This window comes from Wenyingzhuangia fucanilytica (genome assembly GCF_001697185.1).
Classification (GTDB): domain Bacteria; phylum Bacteroidota; class Bacteroidia; order Flavobacteriales; family Flavobacteriaceae; genus Wenyingzhuangia; species Wenyingzhuangia fucanilytica.
This window is the reverse complement of record NZ_CP014224.1, coordinates 2,161,988-2,186,032: the sequence shown is the minus strand read 5'-3', so window position 1 is coordinate 2,186,032 and position 24,045 is coordinate 2,161,988. Positions and strand designations below refer to the sequence as shown.

Genomic DNA, 24,045 nt, shown 5'->3' with positions numbered 1-24,045 from the left:
TTTATTTAAAGGTAAAGGAATCAAACAATACATAATTTTCTTTGGCGGGTAAATGTTCTCCCATGAATGATAAGTTTTCTAGACTGTTATGTACTGTAAATTTGTGTTTTGTTTTAATATTTGTTTGTAGTGTTTTTACCAAAACATTGTTGATATACCATTTTACAAAATACTTATTGTTGTTTTCTGTTAACTCAATTTTAAAATAGTGCCATTTTTCGGTGGTTACTTTAAAATTTTGTGAGGAATGAGGTTGGTATTGCGATGTACAATGCACAATAGCTTCATTTGTTTTTGCTTTTATTTCTTTTCTATCTATCATATTTCCCGATCCTATTTCAAAATCAATTTCATAGGGTGTTTTGCCAGAGTGATAAATAAAAGCTCCAATACTACATTGATCGTTTTTGTTAAACTGAGGAACATAAATTTTCCATTCATAAGTTCCAATACCAAAATCTTTTCGTTTGGTTTTTACTTTTACCCGATCTTTACTATTTGGGCGTGTCGTAATTTTTAAAGCATTTTTTTCTAATTGATATGATTTAGGAGAACCAAAAGAATTGTCTTTCCAATTTTGATGAAAGATTTCTGTATTGCTAAAATCATCTGAAAAAGGAATAATAGCCAAGGTGTTTTTTTTAAAAAAGAATTGATTTGTACAACTACTCATGAACAAAATGCCTATCATTAAAAAAAGCTTAGCATAGTTATTCATTAAAAAAAAGTGAGTTTAGTTCATTTTAAAGATAATAAATTTTATAGGTGATAAACAAAAACTCCAATCTTAAAAAGTAAGATTGGAGTTTTTTGTTTGAAGGAAGTAGAGGGATTAGCTCTTTTTCATATCTATTAAAATAGAGAATGTTTTATTGATGTCTTCTTCTTTAACCACAATAGTAATTTCATGTGTGGTAGAAATAATTTCTTGTACAGGAATATCTGCCCAAGCTAATTGTTTTAAAATAAAGTAATAAATACCAGATTGTTGGGAGTTAGATTTTGGTAATTTAATGGTAATAGAAGCTAATTCATCAGCAGAAGACAATAATAACTCCGATTTAAAAATTTCAGATACCTTATCGTGTAATTTTCTACTTGTAATAATGTTTGTTTCAAAAATACCTTGAGAAATGGTAAAGAAATAATCTTTATCATCTCCAAATTCTTTAATCAAATCAGAAATACATTTTAATAATGTAGGAGTGTTTTTAAAAGTAAAATTCCCTAAGTCCGAACGTACAATAAAGTCTCCTAAAGTCAAGGTTATTTTCTTGATGTTTTTTCGGATTTTTAAAATGCTAGATGGGGATAATCTATTGATTGCCATCATGATGGCTCCGGATTTTACTTCTTTGTTTAAATCTTTTTCAACATCAGGTTGAATCACTCTAGCCAATGATGAAACGTTAATTAACTTGTCATTTAAAGCCTCTTCTAAAAAAGGTGTTTTTCTAATAATCCCCTCAACAGATTCCTGTATGGTTTTCATACCTGTTCAAATTTTAACAATTAGTATCAAGATGTAAAGATATTATTATTTTTTTGTACAAATAACACTTTTGTGAAACCTTTGTGCTTTTATTGCCCTAGGCACTAAAATAGAAACTAGAAACACTAACAAGAGACTAATTAGGACAAGTATGAAAGTATTAAAATTTGGAGGTACCTCGGTAGGGAGTCCAGAAAGTATAAAAGAGGTTGCTAATATTGTAAGAAACGTATCAGGACAAAAAACAGTTGTTTTGTCTGCAATGTCTGGTACTACAAATGCATTACACGAAGTTTCAGACCACATCATCAATTATAGAGAAGAGCAAGCTAACGATTTAATTAATGAATTGATTGCTAAATACGTTGATGTTATTAAAGAATTATTGTCTGAAAAAGAAAATCAAGAAGAAGCTATTGCTTTGGTTTCTGAAAGATTTGAATTTATAAGAGAACACATCGGAATTGAAATTCCATCAAAACAAATAGAGAAAAATATTGTAGCTCAAGGTGAAGTTTTATCTACTAACTTGTTCAACTTTCACTTAAAAGAATTAGGAACAAATGCTTTATTGGTATCTGCTTTTGATTTTATGGCGATTGATGATGCTAACGAGCCTGTCATAGATAAAATCACAAAAGAATACGGTAAAATTGTTGAAGAAAACAGTGCTGTTGAAATTTTTGTAACTCAAGGATATATTTGTTTAAGTGCTACAGGAAAAATAGACAACTTAAAAAGAGGTGGATCTGACTATTCGGCTTCTTTAATTGGTGCGGCTATTGTAGCAGAAGAAATTCAGATTTGGACGGATATTGATGGAATGCACAACAACGATCCTCGATTTGTAGAAAATACTTTTTCTTTAAAAGAAATTTCTTTTGATGAGGCTGCCGAGTTGGCTTATTTTGGAGCTAAAATTTTACATCCACAATCTGTTATTCCTGCACGCAAAGCAAATGTTCCAGTTTTGTTAAAAAATACTTTTGAGCCTAATGCCCCAGGAACTATTATTAAAAACTGTGAGGTGCCAAGTGGAGTAAGAGCAATTGCTGCTAAAGATGGTATTACAGCTATTAAAATTAAGTCTTACCGAATGTTAATGGCTTATGGATTCTTAAAAGGTGTGTTTGAAGTTTTTGAGAAGTACAAAACTTCTATTGATATGATTACTACATCAGAGGTAGCTGTATCTGTTACTATTGATGATACTTCTTATTTAAATGAAATTGTAGCAGAATTAAAAGAAATTGGTTCTGTTGAGGTAGATACAGATTTAAGTATTGTTTGTTTGGCTGGTGATTTTTCATCAAAAAGAACAGGAGCAAGTACTGCTATTTTAAATAGTTTATCTAATATTCCTATCCGTATGATTTCTTATGGAGGTTCTAATTACAACGTATCTTTAGTGATTAATACCGAAAATAAAAAAGAAGCATTAGTAGCATTAAATAACGGTGTGTTTTAGTAGATAATTATTCACATTTTGATGAGGTAAAATCGAAAAAAAGTTTATTTTTGCACTTATAACTCACGAATAAAAGATTTAATATAAAATGGATATTTCACAATTCTTAGGATTTTTAGCATTCTTATTTGTATTTACAGCTGGTTTTTGGTTGTTAATTTTCTTATTAACTTTTGTAGTACCTTACTGGATTACAGGAACTATCATAGAAAACTTTCAGTTAAAAGCAGCAGCTAAAAAACAGAAATAGTAAAATATTTCATTTAAAACATATAAAGCCTAGTAGAAATTCTACTAGGCTTTTTTTATGGAGCTTCCTTTCCCTTTTGTATCTTTATTTTGATAAGAATAGTAGTATGAATTCACAATTTAAACAAACACTAATTTCTAGTACTAAAGCCAAACAGGCTAAAGAAATAGAAATCATTCAAACTTTGTGGAGTGGTTATGGTAAAATTGTCCGTTATCAGCTTTTAGAAAGTCCTATACCACAAGTAGTTGTAAAGTGGGTTCAGCTGCCTAAAGTAAAAGAACATCCAAGAGGGTGGAATACCAATTTATCTCATCACAGAAAAGTTAAATCTTATCAAGTAGAAACTAATTTCTATAAAAATTACGCTAATAAGTGTAATGCCTTCTGTAAGATTCCTAAACTATATGCTTTTGATGTTTATAATGATGAGGTTTTGTTGGTTTTAGAAGATTTAGATATGGTAGGATATCCTTCTAGAGTTCATCAAGTTTCTTGGAATCATATCAATGCTTGTGTACAATGGTTGGCAAATTTCCATGCTACTTTTTTACAACAAGAGCCTATTGGATTGTGGGATATAGGTACTTATTGGCATTTAGATACCAGGCCAGAGGAGTTAGAGGTTTTAGAGGATAAAGCTTTAAAAAAAATGGCCTCTAAAATAGATGCTAAACTAAATAAAGCGGTTTATAAAACATTGGTACATGGAGACGCTAAGTTAGCTAACTTTTGTTTTTCAGAGGATGGACTAAAAGTTGCTGCAGTAGATTTTCAATATGTTGGAGGAGGGTGTGGTATGAAAGATTTGGCTTATTTTATGGGAAGTTGTTTGTCTGAGGAAGAGTGTAAAGAATATGAATCAGAAATTTTAGATCTTTATTTTAATGCTTTTAAACAAGCGGTGATAGATAAAAACTTAAATGTAGAATATCAAAAAGTAGAAAAAGAATGGAGAGCTTTGTTTCCTGTAGCTTGGACAGATTTTCATAGGTTTTTAAAAGGATGGAGTCCTAGTCATTGGAAAATTAATAGTTATAGTGAACAGGTAGCTAAACAAGTAATAAACGCATTAAAATAACATGGAATTAAATATACAAGAATTAGAGCAGTTAAGAGATATTGCTAAAAAAGCAGCCTTAAAAGCGGGTAAGCATGTCATTGCTTGTTTTGGAACAGATTTTAAAATTGGGAGTAAAAATAAAGGAGGTAGTTTGGCCGCTGATGTAGTAACAGAAGTTGATATAAAATCTCAAGAAATTATTTTTTCTAGTTTACAAGAAAGCATCAAAAAATATGATTTAGGTTGGTTGGGTGAAGAAACTGAGGATGATAAAAGTAGATTGATAAAAGATTATTTTTGGACGGTTGATCCTATTGATGGTACTTTGCCTTTTACTAAAAAAACAGCAGGTTTTGCTGTAGCTATTGGTTTGGTAAATAAAGCGGGTGAAGCGGTAGTAGGAGTTGCCTATGATCCTTATCACAATCATTTATACGATGCCGTTAAAGGCGGAAAGGCTTATAAAGATGGCGAAGAATTTAAGATTCAATATCATAAAAACAAAGGACTTACTTTTTATAGTGATTTAAGTTTTGTGTCATCTGGAGCGCATCCTTATTTGGTACAGTCTTTAGAAAAGATTTCATTAGAAAAGTATAACAAACCTTTAGAGGTGGTGACTCATCAAGGAGCGATTATGAATGCGATGTGTGTATTACAAAATGCTCCTGCAGTGTACATCAAACCTCATAGAGATAGACAAGGAGGAGGTTGCGCATGGGATTTTGCTGCTAGTGCTTGTATTGCAGAAGCCGTGGGTTGTGTGCCTACTGATTATTTTGGAAATAAAATCAACTTAAATAAAGAAGAAAACACCTATATGAATAATGAAGGGATTAAATATGAGGTTTGGTAATAGTTTATTTCAAAATTTCAAACTCAATATCTACATCAACTTCTGGCCATTCAGAATGTCCGTCTAAGGTTACATCTGCAATTTTATCAATAACTTCAAACCCACTGGTTACTTGACCAAAAACAGTATGCTCAAAATTTAAATGAGAACAATCTACGCTAGTTTGCATGATAAAAAACTCAAAAGGATTTGATAGTTTTTGAGGATTGTCTACCCATCTTCTGGTTGCAGACAAAGCTCCTCTTTTATGAATAATTCCTTTTCTGAATTCAGGAGGAATTCTGTAGTTGTTAAGTTGGTTTCTGTATTTTTGAACAATCTCTGTGTCAGACCATCCACCTTGAATAATAAAATCTTTTACGATTCTATGAAAACAAGTTTTGTTATAATATCCATTTTTAATTAAATAAATAAAACTAGCTCTGTGTAGCGGAGTTTCTTTAAATAAGGTGATGTGAATATTACCCAATCGGGTTTTTAATAATAGTTTTGTTTCAGGATTCTTTCTACCATAAGCACTAAAGAAACGACGAACATTTTTGTCGTTTATCACATCATTTACTAGTAACTTTTCTTTTTTTGGTGTTGGAGTTACGGTCTTTTTTTTAACAATTTCTTGTTTAGGTTTAGCCGGAGGTGTAGGTGCTTTTTCTTGTGGTTTGTTTGATGAGTTGTGACCACAAGACATGAACATTACTAATAAAAATAATGTTAAAAAAGAACCAATATGTTTAAGCTTTTTACTCAATAACACCTGCGTATAAACTTTTAACAATTCCATCAGAAAGTCCAATTTTTGGCACGTATATTTTTTTAGCATCAGACCATTTCATGGCAGAAACATAAATTTTAGTTGCCGGTATAATTACATCGGCTCTATCTTGATTTAAGTTTAGCTCAGAAATACGCTCTTCGTAAGTCATAGCTTTTAAATACTTGTAGTTGGCCTTCATGTATATAAATGATAATGGAGAACCATCTGTTCTACCAGACATTTTATATATTTTATTGATGTTTCCACCAGAACCAATCAAACTGATGTTTTTAAGTCCTTTAGTGTTGTGTTTTACCCATTCTTTCATCTCATCCCAAATATCTGCCAATGCATCTTTTTGGTTAAGCATACGGACGGTACCTACTTTAAAAGATTTAGAATTTATAACATTTCCTTTTTTGTAGATAGTCATTTCTGTACTACCACCACCTACATCAACATAAAGATAAGATTTGCTGTTGTCTAGCAATTCCCCAAGATCTGTAGTGGCAATAATTTGAGCTTCAATTTCACCGTCAATAATATCTATTTTAATTCCGGTTTTTTTAAGAATTCTATCGATAACATATTTACCGTTAGAGGCATCTCTCATGGCAGATGTAGCACAAGCTTTGTACTTTTCTACACCGTGAACACTCATTAATAATTGAAAAGCATTCATGGCATCGGTTAGCCTTGTTACGTTTTTTTCTGATATTTCTCCAATACCAAAAGTATCTTCTCCTAAACGGATAGGAACACGAACCAAAGCCGATTTTTTAAATTTTACTTTGTCGTTTTCTTCGTTCTCAATAATATCAGAAATTAATAATCTTACTGCGTTGGAACCGATATCTATGGCGGCATATTTTTTTATACGAATCAAAATAATATCTTTTAAATTAGTATTTAATCTTTATGATTTTTTGGGAATTCTTTTAAAACTGTTTTTCCAGATTTGATATTTTTCCAGTGTTCAGTTTCAAATTGAATTCCAACAACACCACAGGTTGGTACGTGAGAAATAGGTTTGTTTCCAAAAGTATTTACAAAAGTATTAATTCCGTGATCGTGGCTAAATACTATGGCAGAATCATAAGCATCATCTAAAGCGCGAATGGTTTTTACCAAGTATCCATCACTAAAGCTATATAAAGATTTGCTAATTTTCAAGTTTGCCATAGGAAATCCCATTACATTACAAAAAATAATTCCAGTATGTAAGGCTCTATTAGCACAACTAGAAATAAATGTATCGGGTTTTTTGATTTTCTCTTTAAGGATGTTTGCCAATAAATAGGCATCTTTAATTCCTCTCTTTTTTAAAGGTCGATCTATATCTTGAATTCCTTCATACTCCCATGAAGATTTTGCGTGTCTAACAATGTAAATCGTTTTCATGTAAATTATTTTATTATGGAGCTAATCTTTCAATTTTCCATTCAAAATTTTCTAATAATGTATATCTAATTCTATCGTGCATTCTATTGGGTCTTCCTTGCCAAAACTCAACAGATACAGGTTTTATAATATATCCTCCCCAGTGTTCTGGTCTTGGAATTTCTTGTCCTTTAAATTTTTCTGTAAATTTTTCTAACTGATGATCTAAAACTTCTTTAGAAGCCACAACTTCACTTTGATTAGATGCCCATGCTCCTAATTTACTACCATCAGGTCGACTTTCAAAATAACCATCAGATAAATTTTTGGCTATTTTTTCTGCTTTTCCTTTTATAATTACTTGTCTTTCCTGGTGTTCCCAAAAAAAGGAAGCACAAACATTAGGATTGTTGGCAATAGCCTTTCCTTTTTCGCTGTTGTAATTGGTGTAAAAAATAAATCCTTCCCAAGTAAAACGCTTTAATAAAACAATTCTGTTTTTAGGAAAACCATCTAATCCAATACTCGAAACATTCATTGCATTGGTCTCTGATCCGCTTTCAGCACTTTCTGCTTCGTGAAACCATTGCTGAAAAAGTTCAATAGGAGCTTCAGGAACTTTTGCTTTTTGCAATTCTCCTTTTTGATATACTTTACGATAATTACTTAAATCGTTGTTCATTTTGTTTTTTTAATAAGGTAAAGTCCTGTATATGTGAATATTCCATTGATTAGTAATAATTCATAACCAAATTGAAATCCGTTAAAAAGAACGCTACTATATTCGTTGATAAAATAACTAAAAATTATGGCAAGAATGGTAATAAATAATACCCATTTATCGTGAATTTTATGCTTGGTAAATATTCCAAAAGCAAACAAACCTAAAAGAGGTCCGTAGGTATAAGTTGCTACTTTTAAAAGGTTGCTAATTACATTATCACTTAGTATATATTTAAAAGAAATAATGGTTAGGACTAAAACCAAAGACATATAAATATGTGTTTTCTTTCTTATTTTTTCTTGTTCTTTTTTGGGTTTGTTCTCAATTTTTAAGAAATCAATACAAAAAGAAGTGGTTAAAGAGGTTAGTGCGCTATCTGCACTAGAATAAGCTGCTGCAATTAATCCTAATAAAAAAACAATGGAAGCTCCAAGTCCGAGTCCTCCGTTTAAAGCAATTTCTGGAAAAAGTAAATCTGTTTTAGTTTGTCCATCTTGTACAGGAATTGCAATATTTTCTTGTTGTGCATAGGTAAAAAGTAAGGCTCCTAATAGTAAAAATAAAAAGTTGATGATAATTAGGCTAGGAGCAAAAGACAACATATTCCATTGGGCTTCTTTTGTGTTTTTACAAGCCAAGTTTTTTTGCATCATATCTTGGTCCAATCCTGTCATAGCAATTGCTATAAAGGCACCGCCTAATAAAGATTTTATCCAATGTTTTTTATCGTTAAAATCATCATTAAAAAATATCTTTCCGTAGTTTTTGTAATCTTTAGAGCCAATAAAATCAAATAAGTTGGTGTCTAGTTTTTGTAATAAAATATATCCAATAACAATTAATGCCATCAGCATAAATAAAGTTTGTAAAGTATCTGTCCAAATAATGGTTTTAATTCCACCCTTAAAAGTGTATATCCAAATTAATAATACAGATAAAATTACGGTAATCTCAAAAGGAATATTCCAAGCATCAAAAATAAAATATTGCAAAACTAAGGCAACTAAATAGAGTCTAAACGATGCTCCTAATACTCTAGAAACTAAAAAAGAAGCTGCACCAACTTTATGACTATTGCTTCCAAAACGTTGGTCTAAATATCCATAAATAGAGGTGATGTTGTATTTGTAGTATATAGGAAGAAGTACATAGGCTATAACCATATATCCTAAAAAGTACCCCAAAACTACCTGCATATAACTAAACTGACTTGTAGCGACCCAACCCGGTACTGATATAAAAGTAACTCCAGATAAGGAAGCTCCAATCATTCCAAAAGCAACAATATACCAAGGGGCTTTTTTGTTGGCTTTAAAAAAAGATTCGTTATTGTTGTCTTTACCTGTTAGTATAGAAATTAGGTATAAAACGATAAAGTAGGCACCGATTAAAAGAGCTATAGTAATGGGAGTCATTTATTTTATTTAAGATACTACCAAATTAAATATTTTTTTTATTCTGTAACGCTATATGTGTACATTTGTGCACTTATGGATTTTTCATCAAAACTTTTAGAAAATGCAGTGAATGAGGTTTCTCAATTACCAGGAATTGGTAAAAGAACAGCATTACGTTTGGTATTGCATTTATTAAGACAACCTAAAGAACAAACACAGTATTTAACTCGTGCTTTAGATCATTTGGTTAATGATATCAAACTTTGTAAAAGCTGTCATAATATTTCTGATGTAGAATTATGTGACATATGCTCTAGTCATAAAAGAGATGAGAGTATTGTTTGTGTAGTTGAAGATGTAAGAGATGTGATGGCTATTGAAAATACCGCACAATTTCAAGGTTTATACCATGTGTTGGGAGGAAAAATATCGCCTATGGAAGGGATAGGGCCTAGCCATTTAAAAATTGAAAGTCTTTTAGAAAAAGTAAAATCAGGAGTGGTAAAAGAATTGGTTTTTGCTTTAAGTTCTACCATGGAAGGTGATACCACTAACTTTTATATTTACAAACAAATTAAAGATTACGATATTAGAATTTCTGCTATTGCTCGTGGTATTTCTGTTGGAGATGAGTTAGAGTATGCTGATGAGGTGACTTTAGGGAGAAGTATAGTGAACAGAATTCCTTTTGAAAATAGTTTAAGGCAATCTTAAGGGATTAACAAAGAGGTTTTAGAACTTGTTTCTTCATCATCTTGCTCAATGTAGGGTTGGTATACTACAGCATCGTGATTTCTGTCTAATCCATAGAGATAAATTGCAATTGTAGGAGTAATGTTTCTAAGGCTATTGTAGTACACAAATCCATTACCAACAACTTCGTTTATAAAAACTCCTGCAAATCTATATCTTTCAGATAAAAAATTGTCTAAAGCATAAGAGCGACCGATTTTATACGCAATGTTTATGCTGTATAAGGCGTTTTCATCGTTAAAGAAATAAGAAATGTAAGGAGCCGCATCGGAATAATTATAATATTTTATGCTAGTATCGGTTTCTTCGTCAGGAACACCAATTGCAGAAATCACTTCTTGTTTAGAAGTTCCAAAAAGTTCTAATGGAGGAGTGGGGAATAAATTTCTTAGAGGACTAACAATTAAATTAACTTCTTTGGTGTCTTCTCCATTGGTAATTTTGATTACGGTTTTTCCTACAAACCCTGCCTTTATATTAGCGTTGTCCCATTTATCTACAGAAAGAACACTTGCATGATAGTTATTCTCCGAGGTATAGGTTAAAGGTAAGTCAGAAATAGCTTTAATGATAAATTCTTCGCCAGAATAAAGTGTTTTGTTAAAAGTATCTACGGCAATATTATGATTGTAAACTTCTTCTTTTTGAGAGCAGTTTAAAAATGTAATAGAAAACAATAAGAGAATAATTCTTTTCATGCCAAACTCTTTTAACACTTTATTTAGTCTTCATCAGAGCTCCAAAATTCTCTTTTTTTGTTTAAGGCTCTTTCTTGTTCTGCGTATTCTTCTACAGAAATTACTTTTAAGAATGATGGGTGTTGCTCAATAGCAAATTCAATCTTTTTTAAGATATCATTAGCATCTTCTTTATCATAATCAATTTCTAAAGGTGGTTTAATCACCATAGATTGAAGAATTCCTCTTTTCTTAATCATCAATCCTTTTTTATCAAAAGAACGTCTAAAACCATCAATAACAATTGGTATTACTATAGGTTGATAGGTTTTTATTAAATGAGCAGTTCCTCTTCTTACAGGATTAAAAGGTTTGGTGGTACCTTGTGGAAAAGTAATAACCCAACCATCATCTAAAGCTTTTTTAATATTAGAGATGTCAGACATTTTAACCTGACGATTAACTTCTTTACCAGCAGCTCTCCAAGTTCTTTCTATAGAAATAGAACCTGCATAAGCAAATATTTTAGGTAACAACCCTTTTTTCATAGTCTCTAAAGCGGCTATATAATAAAGGTTTAATTTTGGTTTTAATAAATAAGTCCATCTTTTTAAACTATTATCCCTACCGTTTAAGGTAGCAAAAAACACGTGGTACATTGCTGCAACATCAGCAAAATAGGTTTGATGATTAGAAATAAATAAGACTTTATTATCTGGAAGGTTTTTTAAAATTTCAGAACCTTCTATGTTTAATTTATTAAATCCGTTATATCTACGGTAAGATATGATACCAAAAATACTAATGATTATTTTTTTTAGAAAAAGGTAGTGCCCAAAGGGGTTCTTTTTAAATAGGCTCATTGTATCTATAATTGTTTAATATTAATCGGGTAGCAAATTTACAATATTTTGCCCCTTATCATAGGTTTTTTAAAACTTCTTTCACTTCGCTCAGTATCATAGCGGTAGCTCCCCAAATACAATGTTCTTTAAACATAAAACAAGGAACATCTATATTGTTTGCATAAGATGTAGAGGTTTTAAAGGTAGTTAAATTATTAGGATCTAAAAGAGCTTCTGTAGGAAGATGTATAATTTCTTCAACTTCGTAGTTTTTTGTAAACACAGGAGTATATGGAATGGTAGCTAAGTAAGCATCTACTTCAAAATTACTTGGAGGAATATATATAGGACTTAATTTTTTATGTACTTCAATATCTATTTGTGGCAAGCCAACCTCTTCAAAAGTTTCTCTTATGGCGGTAGTTTCTAAATCCATATCTTCAGGATTCTTTTTACCTCCAGGGAAACTTATCTGATTGCTATGTGTGCCTTTGTATTGAGCTCTTTTAGTTAGTAAAATAGTAGTTTCTTGATCTTGATTTGGATATAATAAAACCAAAACTCCAGCTTTTTTAGCTGTGTTAGGAATGTTATATTTGGTAAAAAGTGGTCTTTGTAATGGGGATAAGTTTTTATGTGCATCAATTCCGGGTAATGACATTTTTACCAATTGGTCTAAATTGTTACATAAGTAGTTAAACTCCATTTTTTAAATGATAATAATATGAAGTCTAAATATATAAAATTATTAGGGAGTATTCTTTTGGATGTTGTAGGGGTAATTCCGTTCTTTTTTCCTGGCTTAGGAGAGATGGTTGATGTTGTTTGGGCGCCTTTATCAGCTTATTTAATTATAAAAATATACAACAACAAAGTTTCTAAATACACTGCTGTAATTGGTTTTATAGAAGAGGCTTTGCCTTTTACAGATTTTGTACCAACCTTTACTATTACTTGGGTTTTAAGTTTGTGGTTAGAGAGAAATAATTAAGCTTTTTTAAGTTTCATTCTTATTAACATTTTGGTTTGCATGTTTTTAAAGAATTTATGCTGACCTACAGTCCAACCCACCAAAGGCAAAGTAAATTGATAAACAAAAATAACAGGAACAATATATAGGAAGTAAAAAACAACAATGTTTAGGTTTTCCTTATTAATACCAAGTTGAGATAATACTGGTCTTACAATAAAAGCTGCGAAAGAACCATTAATACTAAATGCAATTAAAATAGCTATTACATCCCAATTAGAAGTTAATCCCCAACGTTCTTTTAATTTATCCATATACTAAACTCTTTATACTGCAAAAATAAACTATAAAATTAATAAGCTAGGTTTATAAAAACTTATTTTTTAATTCTGTTGTAGGAATCATGCATTGCTCTTGTTTTCCGTACCATTTATATCGGTTTTTTGCAATAAAGTCATAAAACAAATCTCTAATAGGTTTTGGTATGATATAAAAAACATATAACAATGGATATAATCCTTTTAAATGCTTGGCTACGGTTAGAGCCGCACTAGACTTTGTGTATGTTTTTTTGCGAGTAATTAAAATGATAGAATCTATTTGGTTAAGATTAGGATGATGTTTTTCTAGATATTTAACAACTTCAGGTTTTTGTAGCGGAGCAAACAAAAAAAAGTTTTTAGTATCGTTTTTTATAACCAACTGAACAGAAGAATTACAAAGATTACAAACTCCATCAAATAAAAGGATAGGGTGTTTCTTTATTATATCTTCTATTTTTTTCAAACCATTACTCATTTTGATTGCCTAAATTTGTGGCCAGTTTTTAAGAACAAATATACTTATATAAATAGACCATGAGAACTATAAAAATTTTATTGTTGATGTTTATTGTTTCTTCGGCAGTACAGGCTCAAGATACGGAATTCAAAAATAAAGGTAAGTTTTATGCTTATTGGGGATGGAATCGCTCAGCATATACACAATCGGATATTCACTTTAAAGGAGCTGATTACGATTTTACTTTAAAAGATGTTGTAGCAACAGATAGACAAACTCCTTTTTCTGTTGATAAATATATCAACCCTGCAAACATTACAATTCCACAAACCAATTACGGAATAGGTTATTTTTTTAACGAACATTATAGTGTTTTTGTTGGGGTAGACCATATGAAATACGTAACTGTTCAAAACCAATTTTTAACGATTGATGGTGAAATTGATCCTTCATATGGGGTTACTGCAGAAGATGGTTCAGGATCTCCGTTTGTTGATAAAGGAATTCGTCAAACAGATGATTTTTTAAAGTTTGAACATACTGATGGTTTAAACTATGTTCATGTTTCTATCAATAGATTTGATGATATTAGTAGTAATTTTGGAATTCATTCAGAAAACTTTGTGATTAATTTAACCGAAGGTATTGGGGCTGGATTTTTATTGCCAAGAACGAATGTTACTTTATTAGGAAAAGAAAGACATGATGATTTTCATGTGTCAGGATATGGAATTTCTGCTCAAATGGGATTTAATTTTGTGATTTATAAATACTTTTTTATTCAAACAGATATAAGAGGAGGATATATCAATATGCCAAATATTAGAACTACTTATGATAAAGCAGATTCTGCTTCTCAAGATTTTATGTATGTGCAAGCAGCAGTAATGCTAGGGGGGAGATTTAAAATCTTTTAAGCAAAATACATTTTCACAAAAAAGCCGTAAAGTAAGTACTTTACGGCTTTTTTAATTTATAGGTATTATATTTTACTTACTTAACTCTGTTTCTAGAATTTTTTTAAGTTCACTGTTTTGTTTGTGTCCAAGGTCGCTATTTATCAATTCACCTTTTTTGTTCACCAAAGCATAATGAGGAATTCCAGTAATTTTAAATTTATCTTTTAAATAATTCCATTCATCTTTTGTTACTCTATAATGCTCTCCTTTAATGTTTGGAATGGCGTTCTCCCAAGTTTTTTCTGGAGATGATGGAGCAGAAATGTATAAAAAGACCACATCTTTACCTAACATTTCTTCCTTTAAAGGTGCAATTCTTTTTATTCCAGACATACAAGGTCCACACCAAGTAGCCCAAAAATCTACATAAATTACTTTGCCTTTAAATTTAGCAATCATAGATTCAAACAGCTCATCACCCTCAGATTTTTCTACCTTATTAATGTTGTATCCTGTTTTTGATTTATTTACTTCTAGTTTTGCTTTTAGTTTGTTGTTTTCAATATCTAGTTGGTTGGCTATATTTTTATTTACAATATCTTTTTTATAATAGGCCAGTTCAGCATCTGTATAAGGAATTAAGTCTGTTGTTAATTGTTTTGTGTTATTTTTTAAGGTAATGATGTCAAAAACCAAACAAGAATCTATATCCAATATTTTTTTCATTTTGTTTTCTCTAGACTTATAATAGTTTTGTTTATACAACACAGAATTAATATTTGAATATTTAGTTTTGAAACTTCTTAGAGCTTTACCATGTTTATTTAAAAAATCTACTTCAGCTTTTTTTTCTTCTTCTGTTATCCTATTTTCATGGACAATTAACATTTCTTCGTCTAATGGACTAAGTTTACCTGCTTCTTTTAATTGATTTTTTAAAATTTGAAATGAATTACCATTAGGATTTTCTTTTTGTATTTTGTTAAGAGCCGCAGAATTTAATCTATAAAAAGCACTCAATCTTTTTTGATAATTTTCAATAAACTCATTATGTCTTTTTTGTTTTTCAGGAGTGTTTAAAAGCTCATTTGCCTTAACAGCTTCAATTTCATTTTTAGGAATTTCAGTGTTTAGTTCTAGTAAATATTCTAGAACATTATTAGGGCTAATTGTTGTATTTGTTTTGTTAGAAAAAACAGGTGCATAATTTAAGTGAGTGATGAACAAAGAAAAATTGTTGTTTACCAGTAAAGATTGATTGTTAAAATCTATATCGTTTAAAAAATTAAAATAATCTTTAGGTATAGGTTCTTGTAAAGCCTTATTGTGCTTGTCTTGTTTGGCATCGTACTCTCTACTAATAACAAAATTAAATAATGTGATAGCCTTGTCTAGTTCATTTTTACTTTGTAGAATTTGAGTTACTTTTTTAGAAATATTGTGAGTCACTAAAAATTTTAATAATTCAATTCGTTTAATATTAGTACTTTTTGTTTTGATTTTTAGATATTCTTTTGGACTAATTTCTTTTCGTAGTTTTTTTATATCCTCATCATCAAATATCATTTCTTTATAAGATGCTAATTCTTGGTTAACGCTAGCCAGTGGCCCGTAAAACTCAATGTTTTCAAAATGATATCGCCCTTTTCTAAATCTATCAGCCAATAAAAATTCCTCCCAATCTATCACCATTGCCAAGGTTTGACCTGGCTCTAGATAGTAATTAAATAAAGCTCTTTTCATTTTAAAAGAATTATATATAGGATGATTTAATGGTAGTTCTACTTCGAACCTACCATCTTCGTATATTTTTATACTAAATGGATCATGATTAGTTAAACTATTTCCTATATAAGCAAGACCTGTTTCAAAACCTAGTCTCGGGTCATAGCCTTTTATGTAACCAATTAATTTTGCAGGTTTTTGATTTAAAAAATTAGGGGAACTAAAATCTTTTAAGGGTTCTTCTTTTACTTTAGAAAGTTCTTTTTTAAACCATTTTTTCACCTTTTTAGGCACTTTCTTTTCCTTTTGTTCTTTTTGTTGTTTTGTTAAAGAAACTCCTAAAATGTGTTTGTAGTAATTAATTTTTTTAACCCCTTTGTCTAAAGGTTCGTATATCAATACAAAATCTTTTTCGCTAGATAATGGCATATGTGTTTTTTTCTCAAAAGGAATACCTACCACCTCTTTAATCATATATTTTTTTCCAGTATCACAATCTTCTAAATATTCATGTTTACCAAATTTAGTCCACCACTTTGGTAAAAAAGAGTAGTGTAAATAGACTTTTGTTTCAGTGTATGAATATTCTATTTTTTTTATGGTTGTGAGTCCTGATACTTTTAGTTCATAAGCTGGATTCTCTATTGTTTTTTGTGAAAACAATCCAAGAGAGAGTAAAGTAAGCAGATACGTAAAAATTTTCTTTTTCATGGCAATTTTTTATTTATAATTCAATTTCAAATTCATCAAATAGCGGTACACATTTTTCATCATTACAACACATATAATCTATGTTTCCAGTAATAATTAATGTTGATTTTTTTGTTTTTATACGTTGCTTAAACGTTGTATAATTTTTAAAATATTTAATATTCATATTAAATATTTCATCAAACTCAGTAATTCCTTTTTCTTCGGTCATTCTTCCAACAAGAGAAAAGTCATCATTTTTATCAAAGCTAAACAGTGTAGGTAAGGGGCCATCATCAGAAATATTCATAGAATATAAGTGCCAATCTTTTTTTATTTGTGCAGTAAACTCAATAAGATATTCAGTTTGATTGATTTTTTTTATAGATGTTTCCCAAGTAACAGGTTTTAAAATTTGGGAATGTCCTAAACTAGTGATGAGTAATAATAGTAAGCAAATTTTTTTCATAGATTCATTTTGTATATAGAAGAATCTAAATATACTGTTTTGTTTCTATTGATAAACTCACCAGTATATTCATTTAGAATTTAGTAGCTTTTGATTAGCAAATGGTAAATTTAAGGGGGGATTTGGTAATCTATAAGCCTCAATAATAGCGATGAAATTGTGATGATGATTTACTAAGAATTTATTCCTTTAAAACAAGAAAACCCTTTACAAAAGTAAAGGGTTTTAAAATATTATGATATTTGTAAATGCTTATGCTTTTACCAATTCTACATCAAAAATTAAAGTAGCGTTTGGAGGAATAACACCACCAGCACCATTAGGACCATATCCTAAGTGAGAAGGGATCACTAAACGAGCTTTGTCTCCAACTTCTAATAATTGAATTCCTTCATCCCATCCAGAAATTACTTGTCCAACTCCTATTGCAAATTCAATAGGTTCTTTTCTTTTGTATGAAGAATCAAAAACAGTTCCATCAGCTAATTGTCCTTTGTAGTGTACAGAAACCATTTTTCCTTTAGCAGCTTTTTTACCAGAACCACTTGCTTGGATAACTTTATATCTTAATCCGCTATTAGTTTTGTCGTAACCAGCAGCTAATTTTTCTAATTCCATTTCAGCAGCTTCTTTTTCTGCTTTTAATTTAGCTTCTCTAGCACCTTCAAATTTTCTGAAAGCTTCAATAGCATTGAATTTTTCTGCAGCTTCTCCTACACGAACAATTTCTAAAGATTCAATTAAGTCTCCTTGCTCAACAGCATCAACAATATCTTGTCCTTCTACAACCTTACCAAAAACAGTATGTTTACCGTCTAACCAAGGAGTTGCAGTGTGAGTGATGAAAAATTGAGAACCATTAGTTCCAGGTCCCGCATTAGCCATAGATAATACTCCAGGAGTATCGTGCTTTAATTCTGCAACAATTTCGTCATCAAATTTGTATCCAGGATTCCCTGATCCAGTTCCTTGAGGACATCCTCCTTGAATCATAAAATCAGCAATTACACGATGAAATTTTAAACCATCATAATAAGGTTTTCCTTGTGGTCTTGCGTTGTTTTCCATGTTTCCTTCTGCCAAAGCAACAAAGTTACCTACAGTTCCAGGAGTTTTTTCAAATTCTAAGTTTACTAAAATTGCCCCTTTAGAGGTGTTGAATTTAGCGTACAATCCGTTGTTCATCTTTTTATTTATTTAAAAGTGGATGTAAGTGTAGAAAAATCTACACTTAACCCTAAGTTTATATTGTTTGAATTGAGACTCGTAGTAGGAGAAATTACTTTTCCTGCAGAGATTAAAATGGATAAATAATCATTAATTCTTGCATAAGAACCAACTTTTATTTTCGCTATAACCCCTTCTCCAGTATCAATACCAGCACCGCCACCAGCTCCAATAAAACTTTCGGCAAATAGCTGTAATTTTTCTTTTGCAAATATAGGAGAATAGATTCCTAATCCAACCATTCCATCGGCATAACCTCCGGCACCAATTTTATTTCTTTCGTGATCTTTTAAAAAGGTAGCTTCGTAGGCAAAAGCGGTTTGTCCGGCTATATAAAAATAGGGACTAAGGTTGTAGTTAAGTTGTATAGCAAGTAAATGTAAGTCTATAGGACCTCTATTTTCTCTCTCAAATCGTTTTAACTTAAAATACGTTTGATGTTGTGCACTTATTCTAATACCTTGTGTTTTTACTTTTTTAGCTTTTTGATTAGGGTGATATTTGGAATAAGTTCCTCCTGTTTTACCAATATATTTTAAGCCTGCTCCTAATGCATAAGCCTCAAAATCTCCATCTAAAGCACGAACATAACCTGCGTGAGTGCTAAGTGTAAAATGAGAAGAAACTTTAAAGTCTAATCCTACAGCAGGGTAAACTGTAGCGCCTCCTTCTGCTTGAATTCTACCACCAGAGGCTCCTAAAGCTAATTTAGCAAAAGCATCTACATATTTGGTTTGTAAAGGTTCGTAACCAAAACCTCCAAAAATGTCCATATAACCAGCTTCTAAGCCTTTGTATATAGCGTCGGTATGTATAAAAACAAAACTGTTTTCCGAAATGTATTTTTGATATTCAAACCCTATTAAGTAAAGCGTATTGGTTAAAGGTTCAGCGTTTCTAACAAGATCTTTTTTAGTTCCTCCAAATGGAAAGTATTGATCGAATTTTAACATAAATCCACCTTTTCCACAGGGCTTGTTCCATGCGGATGGTTGATTTAAATCTGAATATGTTTGATTACTTTTTTGATATTTTGAAACATGAATATCTGTAGGGATTTCTACATAAACAGAAAGGGAATTACTTTTAATGCTTCCTGTATAAAATTTAAAATGACTGTATTGTAAACCAATATTAAATTGAGGAAAGTGATATGCCAAACCTATGTTTGGGTTGATATAAGCTCCTTTGTTGATAAGCGCTCTGTAACCACCGCCACCTCCATAATCTAAATTGGCATCTAAATAAATATTGGAGAATAATTTTTGATTATACCCTAATTCAAAACCAATAGTAAACAATCCTCCTTGATTACCAAACAGTGCTGCATGTGTATTGATTCCTCCGTAAAAATGTGGAGAAAAAGAGACTAAATAGTGAACACCTCCTAAATCCATATCTATTCCCTCAGCATTTCCAATATTTTTTGGCATGCTTACAGGAATATAATTAAGCTTTAGTTTTGTAGAGAGTTTGTATTGCTCAAGAGTTGATAACGAGTTGTTTTCTTGGGCAATTCCCTGAAAGAAACAAAGGATAAATCCCCAAAAAAACAATTTGTTTATCATTATATCTTATTTGTACTCACTAGTAAAGTGAAGTTTAACAGATGGATATTTGTCTTGAGTCATTTGGATGGTAAAAGCAGAATCTGCTAAAAACACCAATTGTCCTTGTTTGTCTTTGGCTAAATAACGTTGTTTTACACGTTTAAATTCAGCAAACTCAGCTTTATTGTCTGTAGGTTCTACCCAACAAACTTTGTGCATTGCTAAATTTTCGTAAGTACATTTAGCTCCGTATTCGTGCTCTAAACGGTATTGAATTACTTCGTACTGTAAAGCACCAACAGTTCCCACTACTTTACGTCCGTTAAGCTCTAAGGTAAATAATTGGGCAACACCTTCATCCATTAATTGATCTAATCCTTTGTATAATTGTTTTGCTTTTAAAGGATCTGCATTATTTACATAACGGAAATGTTCTGGAGAAAAACTAGGGATTCCTCTAAAGTTGATAATTTCTCCTTCTGTTAAAGTATCTCCAATTTTAAAGTTTCCAGTATCGTGTAATCCTACAATATCTCCAGGATATGATTCATCAACAATTTCTTTTTTCTCGGCAAAGAAAGCATTTGGACTAGAGAACTTCATTTTTTTACCGTTTCTTACGTGTAAGTAAGGAGCGTTACGTTTAAAAGTTCCAGATACAATTTTAACAAAAGCCAAACGGTCTCTGTGTTTTGGATCCATGTTGGCATGAATCTTAAAAACAAATCCTGTTAATTTATCTTCTTTAGAATCTACTAATCTTTCTTCAGCTTTTTTAGGTTGCGGAGTAGGAGCAATTTCTATAAAACAATCTAATAATTCTTTTACTCCAAAATTGTTTAAAGCAGAACCAAAAAACACAGGTTGCAAATCACCATTTAAATATGCTTCTTGATCAAAAGGAGGATATACTCCTTCTACCATTTCTAACTCTTCTCTTAATTTATCAGCAGGTTTGTTACCAATCATTTCGTCCAATTCAGGAACGTTAATATTAGTAAACTCAACACCTGTAGTAACTTTTTGTTTTTTATCTCCAGCAAAAAGGTTGATTTTTTTAGCCCAAATATTATAGATTCCTTGGAAATCGTAACCCATTCCAATAGGGAAAGAAAGTGGAGTAGTAGTTAATCCTAATTTTTGTTCAACTTCATCTAGCAAATCAAAAGCATCTTTACCTTCACGGTCTAATTTGTTGATGAAAACAATCATTGGGATTTTACGCATTCTACATACCTCTACCAATTTTTCGGTTTGAGGCTCCACACCCTTAGCAACATCAATTACCACAATAACACTGTCTACAGCAGTAAGAGTTCTAAAAGTATCTTCGGCAAAATCTTTATGTCCAGGAGTATCTAGAATGTTAATTTTACGGTCTTTATAATTAAATGCTAATACAGAAGTAGCAACAGAAATTCCACGCTGACGCTCAATTTCCATAAAATCGGAAGTAGCTCCTTTTTTAACTTTATTGTTTTTTACCGCTCCAGCCTCACTAATAGCTCCACCAAAAAGCAGTAATTTTTCTGTTAAAGTAGTTTTACCTGCATCTGGGTGAGAGATAATTCCAAAAGTTCTTCTACGTTTAATTTCGTCTATAAATGCCATTCTATTGTTTTAAAAAACCGATAATTTCGGATGGCAAAGATACATTTTCAATTAGCATTGTGCAATGGCTATTTGTTTTAGTTAAAGAGTTAAATATTGTTTTAGTACAATTTGGATTTTATTGTGTTTGTTAAAGGTTTTTACATGTTTAACTGGGAGTAATTAGTATAAAAACTATTTATAAACTTAAATGTTTTTCAAAGTTTTTAAGTAGCCTATTCCTAAAATATAGACCAATTAAATAATAAAGAACTCCTAAAAGAATAAGCATCATTCCAACAATTAAAAGTTGTTTGTTTTGATTACTTAGTATAGAAATTATTAGACCAAGAAATATAGAAAAGAAAGAAAATACAGCCAAAATAGTATTTGAGTGGGTGTTTGTTTTGATAGAAATTCCCTTTTTAGAGCTTAGAATTGTTCCTTTTAAATAAGCAGATTTTCTTTTCAAATTGGGCATTACCCAAGAAATAAGTGTCCATTTGTCATGAATAGAAAATTCATTTTCAGTTGTAAACTCTCCAACAATGTTTAAGTTTTGTTGTTTAAAAATAGCCTCTATTTTGTTTTTTAAAACTTCTTTATCCAAGTTAAAGGAATAACTATTTTCTTTTATATTTAATATCTTATTAAGCATGTTTTAAGGTTTTTAAAATCAATTAGTTAATAGTTTTGAAACTTCAATAAGATAGCTATAAATTAGAATTTATACAAGCTGAATAAGTTGAGGATAACAAGCCATTAACCCTCCAGCAATTGCATAACACAAATGCCCTTCCCAAGAAATATTTTTTTGTTTAGAAGGAAATATTCCCCAAATAAAACTTCCGTATAATAAAAGCACAGCTATAGAAACTAAAATAGGTTTCATAGTAAGAGATATAAAACCAATGATAACTATATAGCTAATAAGTCCGTATATAATTCCGCTAGCTCCAATATGATTTGATTTTCTTCCAATTAAAAATAGCAGAACACCTCCGCAAAAAAGAATAAGACTTAAAACTTTTATAAATTGATTGGGATAAAAATACTGTAAAGTAAAAAGTAAAATAATTAATGGAATTGTGTTACTAATAAGATGTTTCCAATTGTTGTGAAAAAACGGAGCAAAAATAATTCCGATCAAACCTTTAGTTTTTCTAGGGATAATGCCTGTTTTTAGTTTTGGAAAGATAAATCCCAATACAGAAATAATATAGATAACAGCAAGAATTTGGAAAGGGAGTTTGGGAAACATATTTAAAAACTAATCGAGGTTACTTTTTAAATTAATTTCATCAAATATTAATTTAAGTTTTTTCTCAGGTTTTAAGAAGTCATTATAATATTTAAAGTTATTGTATTGCATTTCCTTTCTTTTCTCAGGGTTATCAATTAAGTATTGTACTTGGTTTATGCACTCATCATTGTTACTGTACTCTAAATAATTGATATTGGCTTGTAAGTTACCGTGAATTTGAAATTGAGAAATAGGATTGGTAACAATAGCTAAAGAATGTGTGATGTACTCAGAGAATTTCCATCCAATACTTCCATCTAATCCAACGTTAGCAATACCTATAGAAGCTTTTTTTAAATCTTTTAAATAAGCCTTTTTGTCTGATGTTTTTTTAGGGATGATGAGGTCAGGACAAATTTTAATCGATAAAGAGTCTGTTTGTATACCTCCAATAAAATTAGAATTGTGTTTTTCTTTTAATTTTCTGTTTAAATCAATTCTTTCTTGATTGATAATATTTCTATCCTCTTTGTTTAAAGGGTTCCATAATCTGGCTCTAAAAATAATTTTATTAGAGTCAGAAGGTGAAGAAGTCATGTTTTTAATATTGTTGTTAGCTATAGAGTCATTGATATTGAGTGTTTTAGATAAAAAGTAATGGTACTTTAGAGAGTATTTTATAAAAATGGTAGCATACTTAAATCTTTTATACAAATCAGAAAATTTTAATTCTTTTAAGTATATCTTTTTTAAAAAACAATTTGGATGAATAAGAGAATAATTTAAACCATATGGAATTGTTTTTGGATGTTTTTTATAATCTTCTTTGGTAAGCATACGCTTAACATAAAAGTCACATTGATCATAATATTCAAAAACAATATTTTGAGAATCATCAATATCAAAAATTAATGTTAGATCATTATAAATGATTTTGGTTAAATTAGAAGGTAATGTGTGGTAATTATAGATATATTCAACGGTGTAGTTAGCATCTTGTTTTAAGATTTCTAATCCAGCGTACAATTGATTAAAATGGGACTGAAGGGAACTAAAATATACGACAATTTTATTCATTCTTTAATAAGGTGACTGTTGTGAAAAAGGTTCGTTTTAATGAATAAAATGAACAATAATTTTGTTTTTAAATGGTTAAAATTAACTTATAAAATTAATTCATCCTTTAAATATTAAAATTAGTAGAAATGATTTAATTATTAAGCATAACAATTTTATTTTTACG

The 24,045-nt window shown here is 30.4% G+C and carries 27 protein-coding genes; 7 read left to right on the top strand and 20 right to left on the bottom strand.

The window, feature by feature from the left end:
- Position 1: 1 nt before the first annotated feature.
- Both AXE80_RS08830 and AXE80_RS08825 read right to left on the bottom strand, forming a co-directional pair.
- Complete coding sequence (locus AXE80_RS08830) at positions 2-691, bottom strand: LamG domain-containing protein (protein WP_157359380.1); 690 nt, start codon at positions 689-691, stop codon at positions 2-4.
- A gap of 141 nt (positions 692-832) precedes the next feature.
- Positions 833-1,492, bottom strand: a complete 660-nt coding sequence (locus tag AXE80_RS08825; RefSeq protein ID WP_068826422.1) for a hypothetical protein — start codon at positions 1,490-1,492, stop codon at positions 833-835.
- A gap of 151 nt (positions 1,493-1,643) precedes the next feature.
- Between AXE80_RS08825 and AXE80_RS08820 the strand changes: the two genes are divergently transcribed.
- The 4 genes from AXE80_RS08820 to AXE80_RS08810 all read left to right on the top strand — a co-directional run bounded on the left by AXE80_RS08820 (position 1,644) and on the right by AXE80_RS08810 (position 5,129).
- Positions 1,644-2,960, top strand: a complete 1,317-nt coding sequence (locus tag AXE80_RS08820; protein ID WP_068826420.1) for an aspartate kinase — start codon at positions 1,644-1,646, stop codon at positions 2,958-2,960.
- Between the two features lie 88 nt (positions 2,961-3,048).
- The gene (locus AXE80_RS14435; protein ID WP_169816819.1) at positions 3,049-3,210 is read left to right on the top strand and encodes a hypothetical protein; all 162 of its coding nucleotides are present in this window, start codon (positions 3,049-3,051) and stop codon (positions 3,208-3,210) included.
- 106 nt (positions 3,211-3,316) lie between these two features.
- On the top strand, positions 3,317-4,291 hold the full coding sequence (locus AXE80_RS08815) for an oxidoreductase family protein (protein WP_068826418.1): 975 nt from the start codon (positions 3,317-3,319) through the stop codon (positions 4,289-4,291).
- Between the two features lies 1 nt (position 4,292).
- The gene (locus tag AXE80_RS08810; protein WP_068826416.1) at positions 4,293-5,129 is read left to right on the top strand and encodes an inositol monophosphatase family protein; all 837 of its coding nucleotides are present in this window, start codon (positions 4,293-4,295) and stop codon (positions 5,127-5,129) included.
- Between the two features lie 4 nt (positions 5,130-5,133).
- On the opposite strand, the gene AXE80_RS08805 is transcribed toward AXE80_RS08810, so the two are convergent.
- The 5 genes from AXE80_RS08805 to AXE80_RS08785 are packed head-to-tail and all read right to left on the bottom strand — an operon-like array spanning position 5,134 to position 9,402.
- Positions 5,134-5,910: a peptidylprolyl isomerase gene (locus AXE80_RS08805; protein ID WP_169816818.1), complete on the bottom strand. Its 777-nt coding sequence runs from the start codon at positions 5,908-5,910 to the stop codon at positions 5,134-5,136.
- Positions 5,870-6,769 carry a Ppx/GppA phosphatase family protein gene (locus AXE80_RS08800; RefSeq protein ID WP_068826414.1) on the bottom strand — a complete coding sequence of 300 codons (900 nt, stop codon included), beginning with the start codon at positions 6,767-6,769 and terminating at the stop codon, positions 5,870-5,872. Before AXE80_RS08800 ends, AXE80_RS08805 begins: the two co-directional genes overlap by 41 nt.
- Positions 6,770-6,792: 23 nt before the next feature.
- Positions 6,793-7,284, bottom strand: coding sequence for a SixA phosphatase family protein (locus tag AXE80_RS08795; protein WP_068826412.1), 492 nt, complete (start codon positions 7,282-7,284; stop codon positions 6,793-6,795).
- 13 nt (positions 7,285-7,297) lie between these two features.
- A complete protein-coding gene (pdxH, locus tag AXE80_RS08790; protein WP_068826411.1) occupies positions 7,298-7,945 on the bottom strand; it encodes a pyridoxamine 5'-phosphate oxidase in 648 nt (215 codons plus the stop codon).
- A complete protein-coding gene (locus AXE80_RS08785) occupies positions 7,942-9,402 on the bottom strand; it encodes a sodium:solute symporter (RefSeq protein WP_068826409.1) in 1,461 nt (486 codons plus the stop codon). The genes pdxH and AXE80_RS08785 overlap by 4 nt, the downstream gene beginning before the upstream one ends.
- A gap of 75 nt (positions 9,403-9,477) precedes the next feature.
- Between AXE80_RS08785 and recR the strand changes: the two genes are divergently transcribed.
- Positions 9,478-10,098, top strand: a complete 621-nt coding sequence (gene recR, locus AXE80_RS08780) for a recombination mediator RecR (RefSeq protein WP_068826407.1) — start codon at positions 9,478-9,480, stop codon at positions 10,096-10,098.
- Here recR and AXE80_RS08775 read toward each other — a convergent pair.
- From AXE80_RS08775 to AXE80_RS08765, 3 genes are read right to left on the bottom strand one after another with little or no spacing between them, the layout of a single operon-like run.
- A complete protein-coding gene (locus AXE80_RS08775; RefSeq protein ID WP_157359379.1) occupies positions 10,095-10,835 on the bottom strand; it encodes a hypothetical protein in 741 nt (246 codons plus the stop codon). The two genes, recR and AXE80_RS08775, sit on opposite strands and share 4 nt — an antisense overlap.
- A gap of 23 nt (positions 10,836-10,858) precedes the next feature.
- Complete coding sequence (locus tag AXE80_RS08770; RefSeq protein WP_068826403.1) at positions 10,859-11,677, bottom strand: lysophospholipid acyltransferase family protein; 819 nt, start codon at positions 11,675-11,677, stop codon at positions 10,859-10,861.
- A 58-nt stretch (positions 11,678-11,735) separates the two neighbouring features.
- The gene (locus AXE80_RS08765; RefSeq protein WP_068826401.1) at positions 11,736-12,365 is read right to left on the bottom strand and encodes an NUDIX hydrolase; all 630 of its coding nucleotides are present in this window, start codon (positions 12,363-12,365) and stop codon (positions 11,736-11,738) included.
- Positions 12,366-12,383: 18 nt separating this feature from the next.
- Here AXE80_RS08765 and AXE80_RS08760 point away from each other — a divergent pair, with 18 nt between their 5' ends.
- On the top strand, positions 12,384-12,650 hold the full coding sequence (locus AXE80_RS08760; protein WP_068826399.1) for a hypothetical protein: 267 nt from the start codon (positions 12,384-12,386) through the stop codon (positions 12,648-12,650).
- Here AXE80_RS08760 and AXE80_RS08755 read toward each other — a convergent pair.
- Complete coding sequence (locus tag AXE80_RS08755; protein WP_068826398.1) at positions 12,647-12,943, bottom strand: DUF6787 family protein; 297 nt, start codon at positions 12,941-12,943, stop codon at positions 12,647-12,649. The two genes, AXE80_RS08760 and AXE80_RS08755, sit on opposite strands and share 4 nt — an antisense overlap.
- 52 nt (positions 12,944-12,995) lie before the next feature.
- On the bottom strand, positions 12,996-13,415 hold the full coding sequence (locus AXE80_RS08750) for a thiol-disulfide oxidoreductase DCC family protein (protein WP_335673657.1): 420 nt from the start codon (positions 13,413-13,415) through the stop codon (positions 12,996-12,998).
- Between the two features lie 71 nt (positions 13,416-13,486).
- On the opposite strand from AXE80_RS08750, the gene AXE80_RS08745 reads away from it, so the two are divergent.
- Positions 13,487-14,326, top strand: coding sequence for a hypothetical protein (locus AXE80_RS08745; RefSeq protein WP_083194632.1), 840 nt, complete (start codon positions 13,487-13,489; stop codon positions 14,324-14,326).
- 72 nt (positions 14,327-14,398) lie between these two features.
- On the opposite strand, the gene AXE80_RS08740 is transcribed toward AXE80_RS08745, so the two are convergent.
- From AXE80_RS08740 to AXE80_RS08705, 8 genes are all read right to left on the bottom strand, one after another.
- Positions 14,399-16,744, bottom strand: a complete 2,346-nt coding sequence (locus AXE80_RS08740; RefSeq protein ID WP_083194631.1) for a TlpA family protein disulfide reductase — start codon at positions 16,742-16,744, stop codon at positions 14,399-14,401.
- A 13-nt stretch (positions 16,745-16,757) separates the two neighbouring features.
- The gene (locus AXE80_RS08735; RefSeq protein WP_068826392.1) at positions 16,758-17,192 is read right to left on the bottom strand and encodes a protein-disulfide reductase DsbD domain-containing protein; all 435 of its coding nucleotides are present in this window, start codon (positions 17,190-17,192) and stop codon (positions 16,758-16,760) included.
- Between the two features lie 252 nt (positions 17,193-17,444).
- Entirely contained in the window at positions 17,445-18,377 is a 933-nt protein-coding gene (locus AXE80_RS08730; protein ID WP_068826390.1) for a peptidylprolyl isomerase, read from the bottom strand.
- Positions 18,378-18,385: 8 nt separating this feature from the next.
- Positions 18,386-19,987 carry a hypothetical protein gene (locus AXE80_RS08725; protein ID WP_083194630.1) on the bottom strand — a complete coding sequence of 534 codons (1,602 nt, stop codon included), beginning with the start codon at positions 19,985-19,987 and terminating at the stop codon, positions 18,386-18,388.
- Positions 19,988-19,993: 6 nt separating this feature from the next.
- The gene (locus tag AXE80_RS08720) at positions 19,994-21,580 is read right to left on the bottom strand and encodes a peptide chain release factor 3 (protein ID WP_068826388.1); all 1,587 of its coding nucleotides are present in this window, start codon (positions 21,578-21,580) and stop codon (positions 19,994-19,996) included.
- 178 nt (positions 21,581-21,758) lie between these two features.
- Entirely contained in the window at positions 21,759-22,217 is a 459-nt protein-coding gene (locus AXE80_RS08715; protein WP_068826386.1) for a hypothetical protein, read from the bottom strand.
- Between the two features lie 69 nt (positions 22,218-22,286).
- Positions 22,287-22,820, bottom strand: coding sequence for a rhomboid family intramembrane serine protease (locus AXE80_RS08710; protein WP_068826384.1), 534 nt, complete (start codon positions 22,818-22,820; stop codon positions 22,287-22,289).
- Positions 22,821-22,829: 9 nt separating this feature from the next.
- Positions 22,830-23,879, bottom strand: a complete 1,050-nt coding sequence (locus AXE80_RS08705) for a hypothetical protein (RefSeq protein ID WP_157359378.1) — start codon at positions 23,877-23,879, stop codon at positions 22,830-22,832.
- Between the last annotated feature and the right edge of the window lie 166 nt (positions 23,880-24,045).

Bases quoted from the DNA above. Each gene is read 5' to 3' on its own strand.
- AXE80_RS08740 (WP_083194631.1), bottom strand. From the start codon at position 16,744: ATGAAAAAGAAAATTTTTACGTATCTGCTTACTTTACTCTCTCTTGGA.
- AXE80_RS08820 (WP_068826420.1), top strand. From the start codon at position 1,644: ATGAAAGTATTAAAATTTGGAGGTACCTCGGTAGGGAGTCCAGAAAGT.
- recR (WP_068826407.1), top strand. From the start codon at position 9,478: ATGGATTTTTCATCAAAACTTTTAGAAAATGCAGTGAATGAGGTTTCT.
- AXE80_RS08830 (WP_157359380.1), bottom strand. From the start codon at position 691: ATGATAGGCATTTTGTTCATGAGTAGTTGTACAAATCAATTCTTTTTT.
- AXE80_RS08735 (WP_068826392.1), bottom strand. From the start codon at position 17,192: ATGAAAAAAATTTGCTTACTATTATTACTCATCACTAGTTTAGGACAT.
- AXE80_RS08730 (WP_068826390.1), bottom strand. From the start codon at position 18,377: ATGAACAACGGATTGTACGCTAAATTCAACACCTCTAAAGGGGCAATT.
- AXE80_RS08745 (WP_083194632.1), top strand. From the start codon at position 13,487: ATGAGAACTATAAAAATTTTATTGTTGATGTTTATTGTTTCTTCGGCA.
- AXE80_RS08710 (WP_068826384.1), bottom strand. From the start codon at position 22,820: ATGTTTCCCAAACTCCCTTTCCAAATTCTTGCTGTTATCTATATTATT.
- AXE80_RS08765 (WP_068826401.1), bottom strand. From the start codon at position 12,365: ATGGAGTTTAACTACTTATGTAACAATTTAGACCAATTGGTAAAAATG.
- pdxH (WP_068826411.1), bottom strand. From the start codon at position 7,945: ATGAACAACGATTTAAGTAATTATCGTAAAGTATATCAAAAAGGAGAA.
- AXE80_RS08715 (WP_068826386.1), bottom strand. From the start codon at position 22,217: ATGCTTAATAAGATATTAAATATAAAAGAAAATAGTTATTCCTTTAAC.
- AXE80_RS08825 (WP_068826422.1), bottom strand. From the start codon at position 1,492: ATGAAAACCATACAGGAATCTGTTGAGGGGATTATTAGAAAAACACCT.
- AXE80_RS08705 (WP_157359378.1), bottom strand. From the start codon at position 23,879: ATGAATAAAATTGTCGTATATTTTAGTTCCCTTCAGTCCCATTTTAAT.
- AXE80_RS08810 (WP_068826416.1), top strand. From the start codon at position 4,293: ATGGAATTAAATATACAAGAATTAGAGCAGTTAAGAGATATTGCTAAA.
- AXE80_RS08775 (WP_157359379.1), bottom strand. From the start codon at position 10,835: ATGAAAAGAATTATTCTCTTATTGTTTTCTATTACATTTTTAAACTGC.
- AXE80_RS08760 (WP_068826399.1), top strand. From the start codon at position 12,384: ATGAAGTCTAAATATATAAAATTATTAGGGAGTATTCTTTTGGATGTT.
- AXE80_RS08725 (WP_083194630.1), bottom strand. From the start codon at position 19,987: ATGATAAACAAATTGTTTTTTTGGGGATTTATCCTTTGTTTCTTTCAG.
- AXE80_RS08755 (WP_068826398.1), bottom strand. From the start codon at position 12,943: ATGGATAAATTAAAAGAACGTTGGGGATTAACTTCTAATTGGGATGTA.
- AXE80_RS14435 (WP_169816819.1), top strand. From the start codon at position 3,049: ATGGATATTTCACAATTCTTAGGATTTTTAGCATTCTTATTTGTATTT.
- AXE80_RS08720 (WP_068826388.1), bottom strand. From the start codon at position 21,580: ATGGCATTTATAGACGAAATTAAACGTAGAAGAACTTTTGGAATTATC.
- AXE80_RS08805 (WP_169816818.1), bottom strand. From the start codon at position 5,910: ATGGAATTGTTAAAAGTTTATACGCAGGTGTTATTGAGTAAAAAGCTT.
- AXE80_RS08795 (WP_068826412.1), bottom strand. From the start codon at position 7,284: ATGAAAACGATTTACATTGTTAGACACGCAAAATCTTCATGGGAGTAT.
- AXE80_RS08770 (WP_068826403.1), bottom strand. From the start codon at position 11,677: ATGAGCCTATTTAAAAAGAACCCCTTTGGGCACTACCTTTTTCTAAAA.
- AXE80_RS08815 (WP_068826418.1), top strand. From the start codon at position 3,317: ATGAATTCACAATTTAAACAAACACTAATTTCTAGTACTAAAGCCAAA.
- AXE80_RS08785 (WP_068826409.1), bottom strand. From the start codon at position 9,402: ATGACTCCCATTACTATAGCTCTTTTAATCGGTGCCTACTTTATCGTT.